Here is a 22,787-nt window from a genome sequence, read left to right as displayed (position 1 = left end):
CGCCCTGTCAGTCGATGCGCAGCTCGTTGTCGATGAAGGCGAGGACCTCCTCGGCGGTGGACCCGTCGAGCCGGCCCTCCACCGGGGTCGCGGTGGCGTCGCCGGTCCACCTCAGCAGCAGTGCGCGCAGCCGGGAGGTGATCTCCGCGCGGGTGTCGTCGTCGGCGTCGGTGCCCGCGAGCAGCCGGTCGAGCCGGTCCAGCTCGGCCACCGCGTTCGGGGTGGTGCTCGCCGGGGCCAGTGCCTCGCACAGGAAGCGGGTCACCGCGTCGACCGACGGGTGGTCGAACACGAGCGTCGCGGGCAGCCGCAGCCCGGACACGGCGTCGAGCCGGTTGCGCAGCTCCACGGCGGTGAGCGAGTCGAAGCCCAGCTCGGTGAAGCCGCGGGTGGGGTCGAGGTCGGCCGGGTCGTGCCCGAGCACGGCGGCGACCTGGTCACGCACCACGGCCCGGATGGCGCCGGCCCGTTCGTCGTCGGTCAGCCCGGCGAGGCGTTCGGCGAGGTCGGCCGGGGCGGCGGCCGCGCGACGGGTCGGGCCGCCGGTGACCACCTCCAGCAGGGGCGGGACCGGCCCCGCCGCACGCAGTGCCCGCCGGTCGAGGCGCAGGGCGACCACGACCGGGTCGGTGGCGGCGGTGGCGCGGTCGAACAGGGCGAGCCCGGTCGCCTCGTCCAGTGGCGGGGTGCCCATGCGTGCCAGGCGGCGCCGCTCGGCGTCACCGAGGGTGGCGGTCATGCCGGACTCGGCCGACCACGCGCCCCACACGATCGAGCGGGCGGGCAGCCCCAGGGCGTGCCGGTGGGTGGCGATGGCGTCGAGGCAGGCGTTGGCGGCGGCGTAGTTGGCCTGGCCCGCGTTGCCGAACGTGCCCGCGACGGAGGAGAACAGGACCAGCTCGGCGTCACCGGCCAGCTCGTGGAGGTGCCACGCGGCGTCGACCTTGGGGGCCAGGACCCGGTCGAGGCGTTCGGGGGTCAGCGAGTCGAGCACGCCGTCGTCGAGCACGCCCGCGGTGTGGACGACCGTGGCGACGGGGTGCTCGGCGAGCAGTGCGGCGAGCGCGTCGCGGTCGGCGACGTCGCACGCGGCGACCGTGACCTCGGCGCCCAGTCCGGTCAGCTCCGCGCGCAGTTCCCCGGCGCCGGGGGCGTCCGGACCGCGCCTGCTGACCAGCAGCAGCCGCCGCGCGCCTCGGGTGGCGACCAGGTGGCGGGCCACGATCGAGCCGAGGCCGCCGGTGCCGCCGGTGACCAGGACCGTGCCCTCGCGGTCCGGGACGGCCTCGGTGGCGGGCGGGCAGGGCGCGAGGCGGGCGACGGCCACCTCGCCGTCGCGCACCACGACCTGCGGCTCGGCGGCACCTACCGCCAGTGCCACCGGCGGCTCGGCGGAGTCGCTGTCCACCAACAGGAACCGGCCGGGATGCTCGGACTGGGCGGCACGGACCAGGCCCCATACGGCCGCTGCCGGGAGGTCGGTGACGCCGGTGACCGCGCCGCGGGTGTGGAACAGCAGGCGGGTGTCGGCGCAGCGCGGGTCGGCGAGCCAGTCCCGCAGCAGTGTCAACGCTTCCCCGGTGGCGCGGCGGACCGCGGCGGGCAGCGGCAGGTCGGTCTCGCCGGTGACCGGGACGACGACCGTGGCTGGCAGTGCGTCCCGGTCCGCGTCGACGATGCTCGTCCACGCACCGGGGTCGGGCACGGCCGGCACCGGCCGCCATTCCAGCCGCAGCAACGGATCGGCGGAGGCCGCGGTGCCCAGCGCCGCCGGGGCGACGGCGCGCAGGGCCAGCGACCGGACGGACAGGACCGGCGCGCCCGTGGGGTCGGCCGCGGTCAGCGCGACCGAGTCCGCACCGGTCGGGGTGAGCCGCACACGCAGTGCGGTGGCCCCGGTGGCGTGCAGGGTCACGGTGTCCCAGTTGAACGGCAGCAGCGCGGTGTCGCCGTCGAGGTCCAGGAGGGCGGTGGCCTGGAGTGCGGCGTCGAGCAGCGCCGGGTGCAGGCCGAACTCGCCCGCACGCTGGTCGTCGTCGAGCGCGAGTTCGGCCAGGACGTCCGTGCCGTGGCGCCACGCGGCCCGCACGCCCCGGAACACCGGGCCGTAGGCGAAGCCGTTGTCCGCGAAATGGTCGTAGAAGCCGGCGAGGTCGACCGGTTCGGCGTCCTCGGGCGGCCAGGCCCCCGGCAGCGCCTCGGCGCGGGCCACCTCGGTGGTCAGCGTCCCGCTCGCGACCCGCACCCAGTCGGCGTCGGCACGCGAGTACAGCCGCACCGACCGCTCCCCCGCCTCGTCCGGACCGCCGACGGCGACCTGGACCCGCACGGCGCCCTCCTCGGGCAGCACGAGCGGGACCTCCATGGTCAGCTCGCGCACGGCGCCGCAGCCGACCTGGTCGCCGGCACGCACGGCCAGCTCCAGCAGTGCCGCGCCGGGCACCAGCGCGGTGCCGAACAGCGCGTGGTCGCCGAGCCAGGGGTGGGTGCGCAGGGAAAGCCTGCCGGTGAACAGGTAGCCGGCCGAGTCGGGCAGCTCCACACCGGCACCCAGCAGCGGGTGACCCGCGGTGGCGAGCCCGATGGCGGTGGCGTCCCCTGCCACGGCCGTGGCGGTCGGCCAGAACCTGCGGTGCTGGAAGGCATAGGTGGGCAGCGGCACGGGACGGCCCTCTGGCAGTGCCGCCGCCCAGTCCAGGGGCACGCCGCCGACGTGCAGCCGGGCCAGCGCGCCGAGCGCGGCGTCCACCTCGTCGCGGCCGGCACGCAGCAGCGGCACGGCGAGGGCGTCACCGACGCTGTCCGCGGCCATCGCCGTGAGGGTGCTGTCCGGGCCCAGCTCCAGGAAGCCGCCGGTGCCGTGGGTGGCGCACCAGCGGACCGCGTCACCGAAGCGCACGGCCCGGCGGGCGTGGGCGACCCAGTGGTCCGGGGTGTCGAGCGGCGCGGGCTCACCGGTCACGGTCGACACGACCGGCACCCGGGCGGCGCCGAACCGCAGCCGTTCGAGCACGGCGCGGAACTCGTCGAGCATGGGCGCCATGAGGGGCGAGTGGAAGGCGTGGGCGACCCGCAGCCTGCGGACCTTGCGGCCCTGGGCGGCGAACAACGCGGCGACGTCCTCGACCGCGTCCCGCTCCCCCGCGACGACCACCGAGGCGGGCCCGTTGACGGCGGCGAGGTCGACGGCCCCGGACAGGACCGCCGCGACCTCGTCCTCGCTCGCCTGGATCGCGGCCATCGCGCCGCCAGGCGGCAGCGCCTGCATGAGCCGGCCTCTGGCGACGACCAGGGTGGCCGCGTCGGGCAGTGACAGCACACCGGCCACGTGGGCGGCGGCGATCTCGCCGACGGAGTGCCCGACGAGCCGCTCCGGCACGATGCCGAGCGACTCGACCAGCCGGTGGAGCGCCACCTCGACGGCGAAGAGGGCGGGCTGGGTGTACTCGGTGCGGTCCAGCAGCTCGGCCTCGGGCGTGTCGGCACCGGCGGCGAGCACCACCCGCAGCGGCACGCCCGCGCCGAGTTCGGCGTCGAGCGCGGCGAGCACCTCGTCCAGAGCCCTGGCGTAGACCGGGAACCGGGCGGCGAGGTCGGTGCCCATACCGGGCCGCTGGGCGCCCTGGCCGGCGAACAGGAACGCGAGTCGCGGGGTGTTCCTGGCCTCCCCGGTGAACAGGCCGGGCACCGAGTCGCCCGCGGCGAGCGCGGCGAGGCGGGTGCGCAGCTCGGTGTCGTCGGCGCCGAGCACGACGGCCCGGTGCTCGAACGCCGTGCGCCCGGCGAGCGCCGCGGCCACGCCGGTCGGGTGGAGGTCGGGGTGGCCGGTGAGGTGTGCGAGCAGGCCGCGGGCCTGGGCCCGCAACGCGTCGGGTGTCCGGCCGGACAGCGTCCACGGCACCGGGCCGTCGACGTGGTCGACCGGGACGGCGGGCACGTGTTCGAGCAGGACGTGGGCGTTGGTGCCGCTGATGCCGAAGGAGGACACGCCCGCGCGGCGCGGCCGGTCGAGGTCGGGCCAGTCGGTGGTCTCGGTGACCAGCTCGACGCGCCCCTCGGTCCAGTCGACGCGGGTGGACGGGGTGTCGGCGTGCAGTGAGCGCGGGACTCGGCCGTGGCGCATGGCCTCGACCATCTTGATCACCCCGGCGACCCCGGCGGCGGCCTGCGTGTGGCCGAGGTTCGACTTGACCGAACCCAGCAGCAGCGGGATCTCCCGGTCCTGGCCGTAGGTGGCCAGGAGTGCCTGCGCCTCGATGGGATCACCCAGGGTCGTGCCGGTGCCGTGTGCCTCGACGACGTCCACCTCGGCCGGCCGAAGTCCCGCGGCCGCCAGGGCCTGGCGGATGACTCGTCGCTGTGCCGGGCCGTTGGGTGCCGTGAGGCCGTTCGACGCGCCGTCGGAGTTCACCGCGGAGCCGCGCACGACCGCCAGCACCTCGTGCCCGTTGCGTCGCGCGTCGGACAGCCGCTCCAGCACGAGCAGCCCGACGCCCTCGGACCAGGCCACGCCGTCCGCGCCGTCGCCGAAGGACTTGCACCGCCCGTCGGAGGACAGCCCGCGCTGCGCGGCGAACTCGGCGAAGGGGGTCGGGGTGGCCATCACGGTGACCCCGCCCGCGAGGGCGAGCGTGCTCTCCCCGGTCCGCAGCGACTGGCTCGCGAGGTGCAGGGCGACCAGCGACGACGAGCAGGCCGTGTCCACGGTGACCGCGGGGCCCTCCAGCCCGAGGGTGTAGGCGACCCGGCCGGAGGCGACGCTGCCCGCGCTGCCGTTGCCCTGGTAGCCGCCGGTGTCGGCCGAGCCCTGCAGCAGCATCCCGTAGTCGCTGTACATGACGCCGACGAACACGCCGGTGCGGCTGCCGCGCAGGGTCCTCGGCGGCACGCCCGCGCGTTCGAGTGCCTCCCAGGAGGCCTCCAGCAGCAGCCGCTGCTGGGCGTCGGTGGCGAGGGCCTCACGCGGGCTCATGCCGAAGAAGTCGGCGTCGAAGTCCGCCGCGTCGTGGAGGAAGCCGCCACGCAGGACCTCCTCGCCGATGCCCAGCTCGGCCGGGTCGCCGAGCACCCAGCCGCGGTCGGTCGGGAACTCGGTGGTGGCGTCGACGCCGTCGGCGACCAGCCGCCACAGGTCCGAGGGCGAGCCGACCCCGCCGGGGTAGCGGCAGCTCATCCCGACGATGACGACCGGGTCGTCGTCGACCGGGGTGGCGCGGACGGGCTCGGCCGGGACGTCACCGGCGCCGGTGACCTCGCCGACGATGTGCTCGGCGAGGGCCGTGGGGGTGGGGTAGTCGAACACGAGGGTGGCGGGCAGCCGCAGGCCGGTGGCGGCGGAGAGGGTGTTGCGCAGCTCCACGGCGGTCAGCGAGTCGAACCCGATGTCGCTGAAGGCCCGGTCGGGGGCGATCTCGGCGACGCCGTCGTGCCCGAGCACCTGGGCGACCTGCGTGCGGACCTGGTCGAGGATCAGCCGCAGGCGGTCGGTGGGAGAGAGCCCGGCCAGGGCGCGGAGCAGGTCACCGCCGCCTGCGGCGGCACGGCGGGGCTGGGTGCGGACGAGGCCGCGGAACAGGTGCGGCAGCTCGGGTGCGCGGCGCAGGGTGGGCAGGTCCAGCCGCATGGGCAGGGTGACCGTGGCGTCGGTGCCGGTGTCGAGGAGGGCGAGCCCCTGCTCCTCGGTGAGCGGTGGCATGCCGGCGCGCGCCATCCTGGCGAGGTCGGCGGCGGCGAGGGTGCCGGTCATGCCGCCGGTGCGGGCCCAGGCACCCCAGGCGAGGGAGCGGGCGGGGAGCCCGGCGGCGCGGCGGCGGGTGGCGATGGCGTCGAGGGCGGCGTTGGCGGCGGCGTAGTTGCCCTGGCCCGCGGCGCCGAGGGTGCCCGCGACGGAGGAGAACAGGACCAGCTCGGCGTCGCCGACGAGTTCGTGGAGGTGCCAGGCTGCGTCGACCTTGGGCGCGAGGACGCGGTCGAGCCGTTCGGGGGTGAGCGAGGCGAGGATGCCGTCGTCGAGCACACCTGCCGCGTGGATCACGGTGGTGAGGTCGGGGACGGTGCCGAGGAGAGCGGCCAGGGCGTCGCGGTCCTCGACCGCGCAGGCGGCGACGGTGACGTCGGCGCCGAGCGCGGTCAGCTCGTCGCGCAGTTCGGCCGCGCCGGGCGCGTCCGGCCCACGCCTGCCGACGAGGACGAGCCGCCGGATCCCGTGCGTGGTGACCAGGTGGCGGGCGACGAGTGAGCCGAGGCCACCGGTGCCGCCGGTGATGAGGACCGTGCCGTCGGGGTGCCACTCGGTGGGGCCCGCCGTAGGCAGCCGGGTCAGCCTGGGTGCGGTCGCGGTGCCGTCACGCACCACCAGCTGGGGTTCACCACTGGCCACGGCGGCGGGCAGCGCGGCGGCCGAGGCGGGGTCGGCGTCGAGGTCGGCGAGCACGATGCGGCCGGGGTGCTCGGACTGCGCGGACCGGACCAACCCCCAGACGGCCGCCAGTGCGGGGTCGGGGTCCTCACCCATGGCACCACGCGTGACGACGACCAGCCGCGTGTCGGTGCCGGCGAGCCCGTCCTGGAGCAGGGCGAGTGTCCGGGACGTGGCCTCGCGCACGGCGACCGGCACCGGGCCGGGCCGCGCGGCGACGGGGAGGTAGAGGGTGCCTGCCGCGCTCGCGGGTGGCGTCAGGCTGGGCGAGGCCGGATCGGTCGGGATGGCGGCCGGCGTCGGTAGGTCCACGCCTGGGAGGTCGCCGAGGAGCAGGCCGGGTTCCGGCGTTCCCGGGGTGATCGGGATCCAGTCCAGTCCGAACACGGCCGCGCCCGCGGCCGGGGCGCCGAGGCGGTCGGGGGCGCGGAGCACCAGCGACCCGACCGTGGCCACCGGGGTGCCGGTCGCGTCCGTGACGGTCAGCGACACCGCGCCCGACCCGGCCGGGGCCAGGCGCACCCGCAGGGACGCGGCGCCCGCGGCGTGCAGGGCGACGCCGCGCCACGAGAACGGCAGACGTCCGCCTGCCAGGTCGCCGCCGCCGAGGCCGACTGCCTGCAGCGCGGCGTCCAACAGCGCCGGGTGCAGTCCGAACGCGGCTGCCGCGCCCCGGTGTTCCTCCGGCAGCTCGGTCTCGGCGAACACCTCCTCCCCTCGGCACCACGCCGTCACCAAGCCCTGGAAGGCCGATCCGTAGACGAAGCCGTCGTCTGCCGCGCGGTCGTAGAAGCCGTCCAGGTCGACCGGGGCCGCACCGGGTGGCGGCCACTCCCCCAGCGGCTCGGCGGTGGGCGCGGCCGGCGCGGCCGTGCCCGTGGCTATCGCGGTCCACGGGTCGCCGCCGTCGTCGTCCGGCCGGGCGTGCACGGTCAGCGGTCGGGTGCCGTCCTCGGCCGGGGACCCCACCGCCACCTGGATGCGCACCGCACCGCGCTCGGGCAGCACCAGCGGGGTCTGCAGCGTCAGCTCCGCCACCTGCCCACAGCCGACCTCGCCCGCGGCGTGCACGGCCAGCTCCAGCAACGCCGTCCCGGGCACGACCACCGCCCCGAGCACCGCATGGTCGGCCAGCCACGCATGCGTCTCCACCGACAGGCTCCCGGTGAACACGTGCCCGCCGCTCCCGGTCAGGTCCACCGACGCGGCAAGCAGCGGGTGACCCGCGGGGGTCAGGCCGAGCGCGCCGAGGCCGCCGGACATCAGCCGCAGGCCCTGTGGCCAGTAGTGCCGGTGCTGGAACGCGTAGGTGGGCAGCTCGACCCGCCGCGCACCCGTGCCAGCGAACAGCTCGGCCATCCGCACCGGCACCCCGCGCACGGCCAACGCCGCGGCCGCACGGGTGGCGGCCACCTCCTCCGGGACGTCGCGGCGCAGCACGGGCACGACCGCGGCCCGGTCCTCCGCGACCTCACGCGAGGCGGCCGACAGCGAGCCGTCGGGGCCCAGCTCCACGAGCGTCACGGCCCCGTCGGCGACGATCCGCGCCACGGCCGCCGCGAACCGCACCGGCTCGCGGACCTGACGCACCCAGTACTCCGGGTCGTCCACGCGGGCCGGTTCGCCGGTCACGGTGGACACGATCGGGACGGCCGCGGGGTGGTAGTCCAGGCGGGCCGCCACCTCGCGGAACTCGGCGAGCATCGGGGCCATCAGCGGCGAGTGGAAGGCATGGCTGACCCGCAGCCGCCTGGTCCGGTGGCCCTTCTCGGCCAGGCATCCGGCGGCGGTGAGCACCTCGTGCTCCGGCCCGGCCAGCACGACCGCGCGCGGCCCGTTGACCGCGGCGAGGGCGACGTGCTCACCCAGCACCGGGGCCACCTCGTCCTCGGTCGCCGCGACCGAGACCATCGCCCCGCCGGACGGCAGGGCACCCATCAACCGCCCGCGTGCCACGACCAGTGCCGCGGCGTCCGGCAGGGACAGCACCCCGGCGACGTGCGCGGCGGCCAGCTCGCCGATCGAGTGGCCGACGAGCACGTCCGGGCGCACTCCCCAGGACCGCAGCAGCCGGAACGACGCGACCTCGACGGCGAACAGCGCCGGCTGCGTGAACTCCGTCTCATTGAGCGACTCACCGTCGTCGACGATCTCCCGCAGTGAGCGGCCCAGTCCGGTGTCGAGTGCCGACAGGACCTCCGCGTAGGCGTCGGCGAACACCGGGAACCGGGCGGCCAGCTCACGGCCCATCCCCGGCCGCTGGCTGCCCTGGCCCGCGAAGAGGAAGCCCACCCTGCCGCGCCGGGCGGTGTCGACCAGCAGCCCGGCCGCCGGTGCGCCGCTCGCGAGGGCGGCCAGCGCGCCGAGTGCGTCGGCACGGGTACCGGCGACGACCGCGGCCCGGTGGTCGAACGACGCCCGCGTGGTGACCAGCGAGTGGCCTGCGTCGAGCAACGTGGTCCCGGCGGCCTCGAGGTGGTCGGCGAGCCGGGCGGCCTGCTCGCGCAACGCCTCGGGGCCACGCGCGGAAAGCAGCAGCGGCACGGCGATCGGGTCGATCCCGGCCGGCTCGGGCGCGGTGTCCCGGGCGGGAGCCTGCTCGACGATGACGTGCGCGTTGGTGCCGCTGATGCCGAAGGACGACACACCCGCCCGCCGCGGCCGGTCCCCGGCCGGCCACGGCTGGGACTCCGCCAGCAGCCGCACGCTCCCCGCCGCCCAGTCCACATGGGACGACGGCGAGTCCAGGTGCAGGGTGGCGGGCACGACCCCGTGCCGCATGGCCAGCACCATCTTGATCACCCCGGCGACACCGGCGGCGGCCTGCGTGTGCCCGAGGTTCGACTTGATCGAACCCAGCAGGAGCGGCTGTTCGCGGTCCTGCCCGTAGGTGGCCAGCAGTGCCTGCGCCTCGATGGGATCACCCAGTGTCGTGCCCGTCCCGTGCGCCTCCACCACGTCCACCTCGGACCCCGACAAACCGGCCGACGCCAACGCCGCCCGGATCACCCGCTGCTGAGACGGACCGTTCGGCGCGGTCAACCCGTTCGACGCACCGTCGGAGTTCACCGCCGACCCACGAACCACCGCCAACACCTCGTGCCCCTTGCGGACCGCGTCCGACAGCCGCTCCAGCACGAGGAGACCCGCGCCCTCGGCCCAGCCGACCCCGTCCGCGCCGTCGGCGAAGGACTTGCACCGCCCGTCCGGGGAGATGGCCCGCTGCCTGCTGTAGTCGACGAACACGTTGGGCGTGGACATCACCGTGACCCCGCCCGCCAACGCGAGGTCGCACTCCCCCGACCGCAGCGCCTGCGCGGCCAGGTGCAGGGTGACCAGCGACGACGAGCACGCCGTGTCCACGGTGATCGCCGGGCCCTCCAGCCCCATGGTGTAGGCGACCCGGCCCGACGCGACACTGCCGCCGCTGCCGTTGCCCTGGTAGCCCTCGGCGTCGGACGCCCCGAACAGGGTGAACGTGTAGTCGCTGTACATCACGCCGACGAACACGCCGGTCCGGCTGCCACGCAACGTCGTCGGGTCGATCCCCGCCCGTTCGACGGCCTCCCAGCCGACCTCCAGCAACAGCCGCTGCTGGGCGTCGGTCGCGAGTGCCTCGCGCGGGCTCATGCCGAAGAACGCCGCGTCGAACTCGGGCGCCTCGTGCAGGAAGCCGCCCTCCCTGGTGTAGGAGGTGCCGGGGTTGTCGGGGTCGGGGTGGTAGAGCCGTGCCACGTCCCAGCCGCGGTCGGTCGGGAACGCGGTCACCGCGTCCACCCCGCCGGTGACGACCCGCCAGAGGTCCTCGGGTGAGCGGATGCCGCCCGGGTAGCGGCAGCCGATGCCGACGACGACGATCGGGTCGCCCGCCACGGCGGCCGGCACCTCGGTCGGTGCGTCGGGCAGCCGGCCGAGCAGCTCGTCACCGAGGTGGGCGGCCAGCGCGGCCGGGGTCGGGTAGTCGAAGATCAGGGTGGCGGGCAGCCGCAGCCCCGTGGCCGCGGTGAGCCGGTTGCGCAGGTCGACCGCGGTCAGCGAGTCGAAGCCCAGCTCGGTGAACGGCCGCTCCGGGTCGACCGCGCCCGCCGAGTCGTGCCCCAGCACGACCGCGACCTGCTCGGCGACCATCCCGGCCAGGGCGCCGGCACGCTCCTCGGCGGGCAGTGCGGCGAGCGCGCCGGACAGGGCCGCCGCCGCGTCGGAGGTGACCCTGGCCGCGCTCCGGCGGGTCGCGGGGACCAGGCCGCGCAGCAGCGCGGGCACGTCGAACTGGCCACGCAGCACGGTGAGGTCGAGGTGCAGCGGCGCGACGACCGGCGCCGAGGTGGCCACGGCGGCGTCGAACAGGGCGAGGCCGGTGTCCTCGGGCATGGCGGGCATGCCGGACCGGGCCATGCGGGCCAGGTCGGCGTCGGTGAGCGTGCCGGTGAGGCCGCCGTCCTGCGCCCACGGCCCCCACACCAGCGACTGGCCGGGCAGCCCTGCCGAGGCGCGGTGGGTCATCAGGGCGTCGACCCACGCGTTGGCGGCGGCGTAGTTGGCCTGGCCGGGGCTGCCGAGCGTGCCGGACACCGACGAGTACGCCAGGAACGCCGTGAGGTCGAGGCCCGCGGTCGCGGTGTGCAGGCTCCACGCCACGTCGGCCTTGGGGGCGAGCACGCCGTCGAGGCGCTCGGGGGTCAGCGAGGACAGCACGCCGTCGTCGAGCACACCCGCGCAGTGCACGACCGCGCCGACCGGGTGGGCCTCGACCAGCGCACGGGTGGCGGCCGGGTCGGTGAGGTCGCACGCGGCGACGTCGACCCGCGCACCGCGCCGGGTGAGGTCCTCGACCAGCTCGGCGACGCCCGCCGCGGCCGGGCCGCGCCTGCTGACCAGCAGGAGCCTCCGCGCGTCGTGGCCGTCGACGAGGTGTCCGGCCAGCATGCCGCCCAGCCCGCCGGTGCCGCCTGCGACGAGCACGGTTCGGTCGGGGTCGAGGAGTGGACCGTCGCGGCCGGGTGCCTCGGCGGGCACCCTGGCCAGGCGGGGCACGAGCACGGCGCCGTCCCGGACCGCGGCCTGCGGCTCGCCGGTGCCGACCGCGGCGGCGAGACCGTCGACGGAGTCGCCGGCGGGCAGGTCGACCAGCACGAACCGGCCGGGTTCCTCGAGCTGGGCGGAACGCACCAGGCCCCACGCGGCGGCGCAGGCGAGGTCGGTGACCGGCCCTCCCGCCGGCACGGCGCCCCGCGTGACGAAGACCAGCCGGCCCTCGCCCGTGGTGGCGGACCAGGACTGGCACAGCTCCAGCACCCGTGCGGTCAGCTCGTGCACCGACTCGACCGGCCGGTCGCCGTCGCCGGTGAGCGCCACCAGCACGGTCGCCTGGCCCGCGTCGGCGAGGTCGGTGATCGGTGTGCCGGGCAGGCCGGTGCCGAGGACGGCCGCGTCCAGCTCGGTCGGCGCCGCGGCGACCGGGGTCCAGTCGATCCGCAGCACCGGCTCGGTCCGGGTCGCGGCCACGCCGTCGACCGGGCGCAGGGTCAGTCCGGTGACGGTGGCGACCGGGTCACCCGCCGGGTCCGCGACGGCCAGGGCGAGGGTGTCCGGGCCGGTCGGCGTCAGCCGGACCCGCAGCGCCGACGCGCCCGCGGCGTGGAGGGTCACCCCGGACCAGGAGAACGGCAACCTGCCCGTGTCGCCGGGCAGGGCGAAGGCGCCGGCGTGGAGTGCGGCGTCGAGCACGGCGGGGTGCAGGCCGAAGCCCGCCGGGTCGGCCTGCGCGGGGGTGGCCGGCAGCGCCACCTCGGCGAAGACGTCCTCGCCGCGCCGCCACACCGCGGTCAGTCCCTGGAAGCCGGGGCCGTAGCCGAAGCCGCCCTCGGCGAGGCCCGCGTAGAAGCCGTCCAGGGACACCGGTTCCGCGCCGTCCGGCGGCCAGGTCTCGTCCGGCGTGGCCGCGGGGGCCGGGTCGGCGGCGAGCAGGCCGCTCGCGTGCTGGGTCCACGGCAGGTCGCCGGACTCGGGCCGCGAGTACACCGCCAGCGCACGGGTGCCGGTCCCGTCCGGGGCGCCGACCGTGACCTGGAGGTGCACGCGGCCACGCGCGGGCAGCACCAGCGGCGTGTGCAGCGTCAGCTCCTCGACCCGCCCGCACCCGACCTCGTCGGCGGCACGCACGGCCAGCTCGAGATGGGCCGTGCCCGGCACGATGACCGTGCCCATGACGGCGTGGTCGGCGAGCCACGGGTTCCCGGCCACCGACAGGGCGCTCGTGAACAGGTGGCCGCCGGAGTCGGGCAGCTCGACCGCGGCGCCGAGCAGCGGGTGGCCGGGCGCGCGGAGCCCGGCGGCGGCGACGTCACCCGCGGTAAGGTCGACGCCGTCCGGCCAGAACCGCGACCGCTGGAACGGGTAGGTGGGCAGGTCGACCCGGCGCGCGCCGGTGCCCGCGAACACCGCGGTCAGGTCGGCGGCGACACCCGCGGTGTGCAGGCGGGCCAGCGCGGCGACGAGTGCGGTCTCCTCGCTCTCGCCGCGCAGCAGCGGGATGGTCACCGCGTCGTCGCCGGTACTCCGCGCGACCGCGCCGGTCAGCGACCCGTCCGGGCCGACCTCGACGAACACGGTGGTGCCCCGGTCGGCCGCCGCCCGCACGGCGTCGGCGAAGCGCACCGGTTCGCGGACCTGGTCCACCCAGTAGTCGACGGTGTCCATGGTGGACGGTTCGCCGGTCACCGTCGACACGACCGGGACCGTGGCCTCGCCGAAGGTCAGCTCGGCCGCCACGGCACGGAAGTCGTCGAGCATCGGGTCCACCAGGGGCGAGTGGAAGGCGTGGCTGACCCGCAGCCGCCTGGTCCGCCTGCCCGCGTCGGCGAGCCGCTCGGCGGTGTCCAGCACGGCCTGCTCCGGCCCGGCGAGCACCACGGCGGCCGGCGCGTTGACCGCGGCCACCACGACCCCGTGGGCGAGCGCGTCCGCCACCTCGGCCTCGGTCGCGGCGACGGCGACCATCGCACCGCCGGTCGGCAGCGCCCCCATCAGCCGCCCGCGCGCCACCACGAGCCGGCACGCGTCGGGCAGCGTCAGGACGCCGGCCACGTGTGCCGCGGCGATCTCGCCGACGGAGTGCCCCAGCAGGACGTCGGGCCGCATCCCCCACGACGTCAGCAGCCGGTGGAGCGCCACCTCGACCGCGAACAGCGCCGGTTGGGCGTACTCGGTCCGGTCGAGGTCACCGTCGGCCAGGACCTCGGCGAGCGACCAGCCGGACTCCGCGTCCAGCAGCGCGCCGACCTCGTGCAGCGCCTGCGCGAACACCGGGTACCGCCTGGCCAGCGCCAGGCCCATCCCGCTCCGCTGCGCACCCTGCCCGGCGAACACCAGCGCCACGCGGGGCCGCCCACGTACCGGTCCGGCCGCGACGAGCCGGTCGAGTTCGACACGGGCCTCGTCGCGGTCGGTCGCGGTGAACGCGGCGCGGTGGGGGAACGTCGAGCGACCGGTGGCCAGTGAGAAGGCGAGGTCGAGCGGACGCAGGTCGGGTCGGGTGTCCAGGTGTGCCCGCAGGCGTTCGGCCTGTGCGGCCAGCGCGGCAGGGGTCCTGGCCGAGAGCACCCAGGGCAGGGTGGCGGGCTCGACCGACGCCCGGGCAGCGGCCGGGACGGTCGGCGGCTCCTCGATGATCACGTGCGCGTTGGTGCCGCTGACGCCGAACGAGGACACGCCGGCGCGGCGGGGGCGGTCGGTTCGCGGCCAGGGCGCCGCCTCGGTGAGCAGCCGCACCGACCCGGCACTCCAGTCCACATGGGACGTCGGCCGGTCGACGTGCAGGGTGGCAGGCAGCCGTTCGCGCCGCATGGCGAGGATGACCTTGATGACCCCCGCGACCCCGGCGGCGGCCTGGGCGTGGCCGAGGTTGGACTTGACCGACCCCAGCAGCAGCGGCTCGTCGCGGTCCTGGCCGTAGGTGGCCAGCAGCGCCTGTGCCTCGATGGGGTCACCGAGGATCGTGCCGGTGCCGTGCGCCTCGACGACGTCCACGTCGGACGTCGTGACGCCCGCGGCGGTCAGGGCGGCCCGGATGACCCGCTGCTGTGACGGGCCGTTGGGCGCGGTGAGGCCGTTGGAGGCGCCGTCGGAGTTCACCGCGCTGCCGCGGACCACGGCCAGCACCTCGTGCCCGTTGCGGACCGCGTCGGACAGCCGCTCCACCACGAGCATCCCGACGCCTTCGCCCCAGCCGACGCCGGCGGCCGCGTCGGCGAAGGCACGGCAGCGGCCGTCGGCGGAGACCGCGCCGTTCTCGCTGAACTCGATGAACCCGGCCGGGGTGGACATCACCATGACCCCGCCCGCGAGGGCGAGGTCGCACTCCCCCGAGCGCAGGGCGCCTGCCGCCAGGTGCAGTGCGACGAGCGAGGACGAGCACGCCGTGTCGACGGTGACGGAAGGGCCCTCCAGACCGAGCACGTAGGACAGTCGCCCGGAGATCACGCTGGCCGAGTTGCCGGTGTTGAGGTAGCCGAGGACCTCGCCCCTGGCATGGGCGACGACGCCGGCGTAGTCCTGGCCGCTGGTGCCCGCGTAGACGCCGGTCGGGCGGCCACGCAGTCCGGCGGGGTCGATGCCTGCGCGTTCGAGGGCCTCCCAGGTGACCTCCAGCAGCAGCCGCTGCTGCGGGTCCATGGCAAGTGCCTCACGCGGGGAGATCTCGAAGAAGTCCGCGTCGAAGTCCGCGACGGCGTCGAGGAAGCCGCCCTCGCGGGTGCGGGAGCTGCCGAAGTCGGCGCCGCCGAGGGTGTCGAGGTCCCAGCCGCGGTCGGTGGGGAACGGGCCGACGCCGTCGCGACCGTCGGCGAGCAGCTCCCAGAGTCCGTCCGGCGAGTTCACGCCGCCGGGGTAGCGGCAGGCCATGCCGACGATGACGACCGGGTCCGTCGCGAGGTCGGTGGCGCCGGCGGTGACCGGTGCCGACGCGGGGCCGCCGACGAGCGCGGTGAGGAGGTGTCCGGCGAGCACGGCCGGGGTCGGGTAGTCGAACACGAGGGTGGCGGGCAGGGTCAGGCCGGTCAGCGCGGCGAGGCCGTTGCGCAGTTCCACGGCGGTCAGGGAGTCGACGCCGAGGTCGCGGAAGGGGCGTTCGGGGTCGATGGCGGCGGGGTCGGGGTGGCGCAGCACGGACGCGGCCACCGCGCGGACGGCGTCCAGGACGGCGTCGCCGCGTTCGGTGTCCGGGAGGGTGGAGAGGCGCTCGCGGAGTGCGGAGGAGACCTCGTCCGCGTCGGTGCGGTCGGCCTCGGCGGCGGCGAGTGCCCGTTGTGCCTGCGGCAGCCGGGACACGAGGGGGACGGGACGGCTGAGGAGGGCGAGGTCGAGGAAGGCGGCCCAGTCGAGGTCGGCGACGAGCAGGCCGGTCTCGCCCGCGGCGAGGGCGTGACGCAGTAGGGCGTGTGCGGTGGCGGGTGGCAGCGGGGTGACGCCTCGGCCGAAGGCGCCGGTCTCCCGGTTGTCCGGCAGGTCCCACGGCCCCCAGGCGAGGGCGGTGACGGGGAGGCCTGCGGCGCGGCGGTGTTCGGCGAGGGCGGCGATCGTGGCGTGGGCGGCGGCGTGGGCCGCGCGGCCGAGCACGCCGACGGTGCCGGTGATCGAGCCGCAGATGACGAAGGCGGTGAGGTCGAGGTGGGCGGTGGCCTCGTGGAGTACGACCGCGGCGCGGGCAGGGGCGAGGGCGGCGGCGAGGTGGGTGGCGTCGGTGTTGTCGAGGACCCGGTCGTCGGTGCCGCCGACCGCGTGGACGACGCCGACGAGCGGCATGTCGGCGAGGAGCGGCACGTCGGTGAGCAGGGTGTCCACGGCGGCCCGGTCGGTGAGGTCGCACGTGGCGAGGGTGACCTGGGTGCCGAGAAGGGTCAGTTCGTCGACCAGGGCGGTGTCGGAGGGGTGTCGGTTGACGAGGAGGAGGTGTGGAACGCCGTCGTGGGCGAGCATTCTGGCGACTTCCGCGCCCGCGGTGCCGGTGCCGGCGACGAGGACGGTCCCGGCTGGTTCGACGCGTGGCTCGTCGGCGGCTTCGGCGGGGGCGGGGACCAGGCGGCGGGCGGTCACGGTGCCGGGGCGGACGCGCACCTCGTCCTCGGTGCCCGAGAGCACGGCGGGCACGGCGGCGAGGGTGGTGGCGTCGAGGTGGGTGGGAAGGTCGAGCCGGCCGCGGACGCGGTCCGGGTACTCGAGCGCGGCGACCCGGCACAGGCCGGTTACGGCGGGTTGGGCGTCGTCGCGGGTGGCGCACCAGAGGGGTGCGTCCAGGCCCAGCTCGCCGAGGACACGGGGCAGCGTGGCCGTGGCGGCGACCCCGGCGGGCACTCCACCGAGGTCGGTCCCGTCCAACGCGAGCAGGGAGAGCACGCCGACGAACGGAGTGCCCTCGAGGAGCGCGGGCCGCAGCCGCTCGACGAGTTCCGCCCGGCTCGCAACACCAGTTCCCACCTCGACGACGACCGCGTCACCAGTACCGAAACCCCCGACACCCGGGCCCACGGCCACCGAACCGCCACTCGCCGAGCCGACAGCAACCGACCTCCCGGCCGCCGCCCAGGCATCGACCGAACGACCGACAGCCAAGCCCACCCCAGCCGAATCCACCCCACCAGAGCCCACCCCGACCGAGCCCACCCCGACCGAGCCCAACGAGGCCGGACCGCCCGTGGCCAAGACGGTCGCGGCGGTGTCCGCCGCGGCCGACTCCAGCGAAGCCGAATCCACCGTGGTCGGGTCGGTGCCGAGGGCTGCGGCGAGGGTGCGGGTCCAGGTGTCGGCGGTCGGGGCGAGGACCAGCCACGGGCCGCGCCGGGCGGGGGTGGGTGGCGTGATCTCGGTCCACGTCTCGCGGTAGCGGAGGCCGTCGGTGAGGTAGCGCTCGCGGCGTCTGCGGCGCCACGCGGCCAGGGCGGGCACGACCTCCGCCAGCGCCGGGTCGGCCGCGGGCCTGTGCAGGTCCCCGGCAAGCCGCTCCAGGTCGGACGACTCGACCGCCGCCCAGAACCCCGCCTCCGCGGCGTCCCCCACCGGCCCGGCAGGCATCCGCGGCCAGTACCGCTCCCGCTGGAACGGGTAGGTCGGCAGCCCCGCGTCGTGCTCGCCCGGCAACGCCACCGCCCAGTCCGGCCGCACCCCCGCCACGTGCAGATGCCCCAGCGCGGTGGCCACCGACTCGTCCTCGCCCCGGTCGCGACGCAGCACCGGCACCGCGGCCACACCCTCCGCGCACCGCTCGACCATCCCGCACAGCGAACCGTCCGGGCCGATCTCCACGAACGTCGTCACCCCGGCACCCGCCAGCCACCCGACCGCGTCGGCGAAACGGACCGTGGCCCGCACCTGCTCGACCCAGTACTCGGCCCGGTGCACCTCCGCCGGCTCCCCGGTGACCGCGGACACGACCGGCACCCGCGCGGCCGAGTACGCTAGCCCCTCCGCGACCACGCGGAACTCCTCGAGCATCGGCTCGACCAGCGGCGAGTGGAAGGCGTGACTCACGGCCAACCGCCGCCAGTCCCGTCCGCTCGCCTCCGCGACGGCCAGCACCGCCTCCAGCGGGCCCGCCACCACGACCTGCTCCGGGCCGTTCACCGCCGCCAGCGCCGTGCCCTCGGCGAGCAGCGGCCGGACCGCCGCCTCGCGCGCACGGATCGCGACCATGCCTCCCCCGGCCGCCAGCCCGCCCATCAGGGTGGCGCGCGCGGTCACCAGGCGGCACGCGTCCGGCAGCGACAGCACCCCCGCGACATGCGCCGCCGCGATCTCCCCGATCGAGTGGCCCGCGACGTAGTCCGGCCGCAGACCCCACGACTCCAGCAGCCGGTACAGCGCCACCTCGACCGCGAACAACGCGGGCTGCGTGTGTTCGGTGACGTCGAGCAGCGCGGCCTCCGGGGTGCCCGCGTCGGCGAAGAGCACCTCCCGCAGCGGCGTGCCGGTGCCGGAATCGAGCAGCGCGAGCGCCGCGTCGAGTGCGGCGGTGAAGATCGGGTGCCGCCCGTACAGCTCGCGGCCCATCGCCGCCCGCTGCGCTCCCTGGCCCGCGAACAGCATGGCCAGCCCGCCCCGGCAGGCGACCCCGGTGCGCACCCCGGCCGCAGGCACGCCTTCCGCCACCGCCGCGAGGCCTGCCACCAGCGTGTCCCGGTCGGCGGCCACGACCGCGGCACGCCTCGCGAGCCCGGCCCGGCTCGTCGCGGTCGTGTGCGCCAGGTCGGTCAGCGAAGTGTCCGACGTGGACACGTGGTCCCGCAGTGCGGCGGCCTGCGCACGCAACGCGGCCTCGGTCCGTGCGGACAGGAGCACCGGCACCGCGCTCGTGTGCTCCACCACCCGCGCGTCGACCGCGGGTGCCTCCTCGACGATCACGTGTGCGTTGGTGCCGGACAGTCCGAACGACGACACCCCGGCCCGTCGGGGCCGCTCACCGCGCGGCCAGGGCGTCGGCTCGGTCGCCAGCCGCACCGCGCCCGCGTTCCAGTCCACCGCCGTGGTCGGCGTCTCGGCGTGCAGCGTCGGCGGGACCTGCTCGTGCGCCAGCGCCAGCACCATCTTGAGCACCCCGGCCACCCCCGCGGCGGCCTGGGTGTGCCCGAGGTTCGACTTCACCGAACCGAGCAGCAGCGGTGCCTGCCGGTCCAGTCCGTAGGTGGCGAGCAGGGCCTGCGCCTCGATCGGGTCGCCGAGCGCGGTGCCGGTGCCGTGCGCCTCCACGACGTCCACGTCGGACGGTTGCAGCTCCGCCGACGCGAGCGCCTGCCAGATCGCCCGGCGCTGGGCGGGGCCGTTCGGGGCGGTGAGGCCGTTGGACGCGCCGTCGGAGTTCACGGCCGAGCCGCGCAGGACCGCGAGCACCGGATGGTCGAGCCGCCTCGCGTCCGACAGTCGTTCCAGCACCAGCACGCCCGCGCCCTCGGACCAGCCGGTGCCGTCGGCGCCCTCGGCGAACGCCTTGCAGCGGCCGTCCGCCGCGAGGCCGCCCTGGGTGGCGAACTCGACGAACGCGCCCGGCGACGACATCACCGTGACCCCGCCCGCCAGCGCGAGCGAGCACTCGCCCTTGCGCAGGGCGTGGGCCGCCCAGTGCAGTGCCACGAGCGACGAGGAGCAGGCCGTGTCGACGGTGACCGCCGGGCCCTCCAGCCCGAGCGTGTAGGCGACGCGGCCGGACAGGACGCTGGCCGCGTTGCCGGTGCCGAGGTGGCCGCCCGCGTCCTCGCCGGACGCGTGTACGAGGTGGCCGTACTCCTGGCCGTTGGTGCCGACGAACACGCCGGTGTCGCTGCCGCGCAGGGCCGTCGGGTCGAGCCCGGCCCGCTCGACGGCCTCCCACGCGACCTCGAGCAGGATCCGCTGCTGCGGGTCCATGGCGAGCGCCTCGCGCGGGGAGATGCCGAAGAAGTCGGCGTCGAACCCGGCGACGTCGGCCAGGAACCCGCCGTGCGCGGTGATGGCGGGGCCGAGCGCGGCCAGGTCCCAGCCGCGGTCGGCGGGGAAGCCGGTGACGCCGTCGCCGCGCGTGGCCAGCAGGTCCCACAGCTCGTCCGGGGTGCGCACGCCGCCGGGGAAGCGGCAGCCGAGGCCGACGACCGCGATCGGCTCACGGTCGCGGGCGCGGACCTCCTCGAGGGTGCGGCGGGTGTCGCGCAGGTCGGCGGTCGCGCGCTTGAGGTAGTCGAGCAGCTTGTCCTCGCTGGCCACGTGCGTCACTTCCCGAGTTCGTCGTCGAGCAGGTCGAACAGCTCCTCGGCGGTGGCCGAGTCCAGCGGCTCCCCCGGGCCGGCGGTGCCGCCGTGCCAGGCACGCACGAGCGCGGTGAGCCGGGCACCGATCGCGGCGTGCGCGTCGTCGGTGTCGGCGACCCCGGCCAGCAGCGCCTCCAGCCGGCCCAGCTCGGCGTAGACGGCGCCGCCGTCGGTAGCGCCGCCACCGAGCGCGGTGTCGAGGTACTCGGCGACGCCCTGCGGGGTGGGGTGGTCGAACACGAGCGTCGGCGGCAGCGCGGTCCCGGTGCGGGCGGCGAGCAGGTTGCGGAACTCGACCGCGATGAGGGAGTCGAAGCCGAGGTCCTTGAAGGCCACGCCCGGTGCCGGTCCGTCGTCCCCGGCCGGCGCGCCGACGACCTGGGCGGTGGCGGCGAGGACGGTGTCGAGCAGGAGCCGGGCGCGGGTGGCGGGGTCGGCGCCGGCCAGGCGGGCGTGCCAGTCGCCGGTGCTGTCGGCGGCCTCGCGGGCGGCGGCGAGCAGGGGCCGGGCGGCCGGGATCCCGTCGAGCAGCGGGCTCGGCCGGGCGGCGGTGAAGCCGGGGACGAAGCGGGCCCAGTCGACGTCCGCGACGGTGACCGTGGTGTCGCGGTGGCCGAGTGCCTGCCGGAGGGCGGCGAGCGCGCGGGTCGGTGGGAGGGGGGCGAGGCCGCCGCGGGAGAGGCGTCGCTCGGTGGCCTCGTCCTGGGTGCCCATGCCCGCGTCGGCCCAGGGGCTCCAGGCGATCGAGGTGGTGGGGAGGCCGTCGGCGCGGCGCTGTTCGGCGAGTGCGTCGAGGACGGCGTTGGCGGCGGCGTAGTTGGCCTGGCCGGGTGCCCCGACGACACCCGCGAAGGAGGAGAACAGGATCAGCTCGGCATCGCACAGGTCGTGGAGGGCGAGGGCGCCGCCGACCTTGGCCCGGAGGACCCCTGCGCAGCGTTCGGGGGTGAGGGACTCGACCACGCCGTCGTCGAGCACGCCTGCGGTGTGGACGACGGCGGTCAGGTCGTCGGTGCGGGCGAGTACTGCCGCGAGGGCGTCGCGGTCGGCGACGTCGCAGGCGACGACGGTGACCCGGGCGCCCAGGTCGCTCAGGGTGGCACGGAGGTCGTCGACGCCGGGTGCCCGGTCACCGCTTCGGCTCAGGAGCACCAGGTGGGACGCGCCCGTTCGGGCCAGTTCGGTGGCGACGGCCCGGCCGAGGGCGCCGGTGCCACCGGTGACGAGGACGGTTCCGGCCGGTGCCCATGGCGTGGCGGGTGCCCCTGCCGGGGCCGGTTCGAGCCGGCGGGCGAGCGTGCCGGACGGGCGGATCGCCACCTGGTCCTCGTCGCCCGCCCGGGCCAGCAGCCCGGCGAGGCGCGTGGTGATCCGCTCGTCCAGGGTGGGCGGCAGGTCGACGAGCCCGGCGACGAGGTCGGGGTGTTCGAGGGCGGCGACCCGACCGAGACCCCAGACGGCCGCCTGGGCGGGATCGAGGAGCCGCTCGGTGGCGGCGACCGCGCCCCTGGTCACCAACCACAACGGCACACCGAGCCCGGCATCGACGACGGCCTGCACGAGGGTCGCGGCGGCCGAGGTCACGCCGGCCGCGTCGGCGGGCGCGGTCAGGCCGAGGACACCCGCGATCCGCAGGTCGGCGGCCGATTCACGGAGGCGGGCGGAGAGCGTGTCCCGGTCGGTGGCGGCGGCCACGGAACGCACGTCCGCACCCTGCAGGCGTAGTGCGGCCACGACGTCCTGCTGGGCGTCGCCGACGGCGAGCCACGTGCCGGCCGGGGGCACTGTCCCTGTCGTGACCGGATGCCAGGACACCCGGTAGCGCCAGCCGTCGAGTTCGCCGGTCTCCCGGTGGCGCCTTCGCCACGCCGCCAGGGCGGGGAGCGCCGGAGCGAGGGCGTCGGCCTCCGCGCCGAGTACCGCACCCAGCGCGGTGCTGTCGGCACTCTCGACCGCCGCCCAGAACTCGCCGTCCGCGGCCGGTTCCCCGACCGGGGCGGCGGTGTCCGGCCAGAAGCGGCTGCGCTGGAAGGCATACGTGGGCAGGTCGACGCGCCGGGCACCCGGGCACGCGGCGGCCCAGTCGACCGGGGTGCCGGTGACGTGCAGACGAGCCAGCCCCGCCGTGAACGCGTCCCGCTCGTCGCGGTCCCGGCGGGCCATGGCGACCACGGTGGCCTCCCGCCCGGCCAGGCACTCCCCGGTCGACGCACTCAGCGCACCGTCCGGACCCACCTCGACGAACGCGGTCACTCGGCCGGCCAGTGCGGTGATCGCGCCCGCGAACCGCACCGGTTCCCGCACCTGGTCCAGCCAGTAGGCGGGTTCGGTCATGGGGTGCGGCGACGCGGCGGCCGGCTCGACCGAAAGCCGCGGCCTGCCGAACGTGATACCGGCGAGGACCTGCGCGAACTCGGCGAGCATCGGCTCCATGCGGTGGGAGTGGAAGGCATGCGAGACCTCGAGGCGCCGGGTCCGCCCGAAGCCGGCGACGGCCGCGAGCACCGCGTCCTCGTCGCCGGCGAGCACCACCGAGTCCGGGCCGTTCACCGCGGCGAGCGACACCCGGTCACCCAGCAGCGGCGCGACGTCGTCCTCGG

2 protein-coding genes (1 of these 2 running past the window's edge) are annotated in these 22,787 nt (G+C 76.4%); both read right to left on the bottom strand.

All coding sequences use genetic code 11. The features are described from left to right. Positions 1-7: 7 nt before the first annotated feature. Positions 8-20,143 (bottom strand): type I polyketide synthase, encoded by a 20,136-nt coding sequence (locus CLV71_RS48705; protein ID WP_243866687.1) that lies wholly within the window; start codon positions 20,141-20,143, stop codon positions 8-10. Between the two features lie 5 nt (positions 20,144-20,148). Next, a protein-coding gene (locus CLV71_RS49445; RefSeq protein ID WP_133905256.1) for a type I polyketide synthase crosses the window boundary here: on the bottom strand, positions 20,149-22,787 show its final stretch. 26,167 nt of this gene lie beyond the right edge of the window; the window shows 2,639 of its 28,806 coding nt (coding positions 26,168-28,806); its start codon lies off the right edge, out of view — the gene reads right to left on this strand; the stop codon is at positions 20,149-20,151.

The sequence above is a fragment of the Actinophytocola oryzae genome (genome assembly GCF_004364325.1).
GTDB lineage: Bacteria > Actinomycetota > Actinomycetes > Mycobacteriales > Pseudonocardiaceae > Actinophytocola > Actinophytocola oryzae.
The sequence above is the reverse complement of the archived record's forward strand: the minus strand, read 5'-3'. Positions and strand labels throughout refer to the sequence as shown.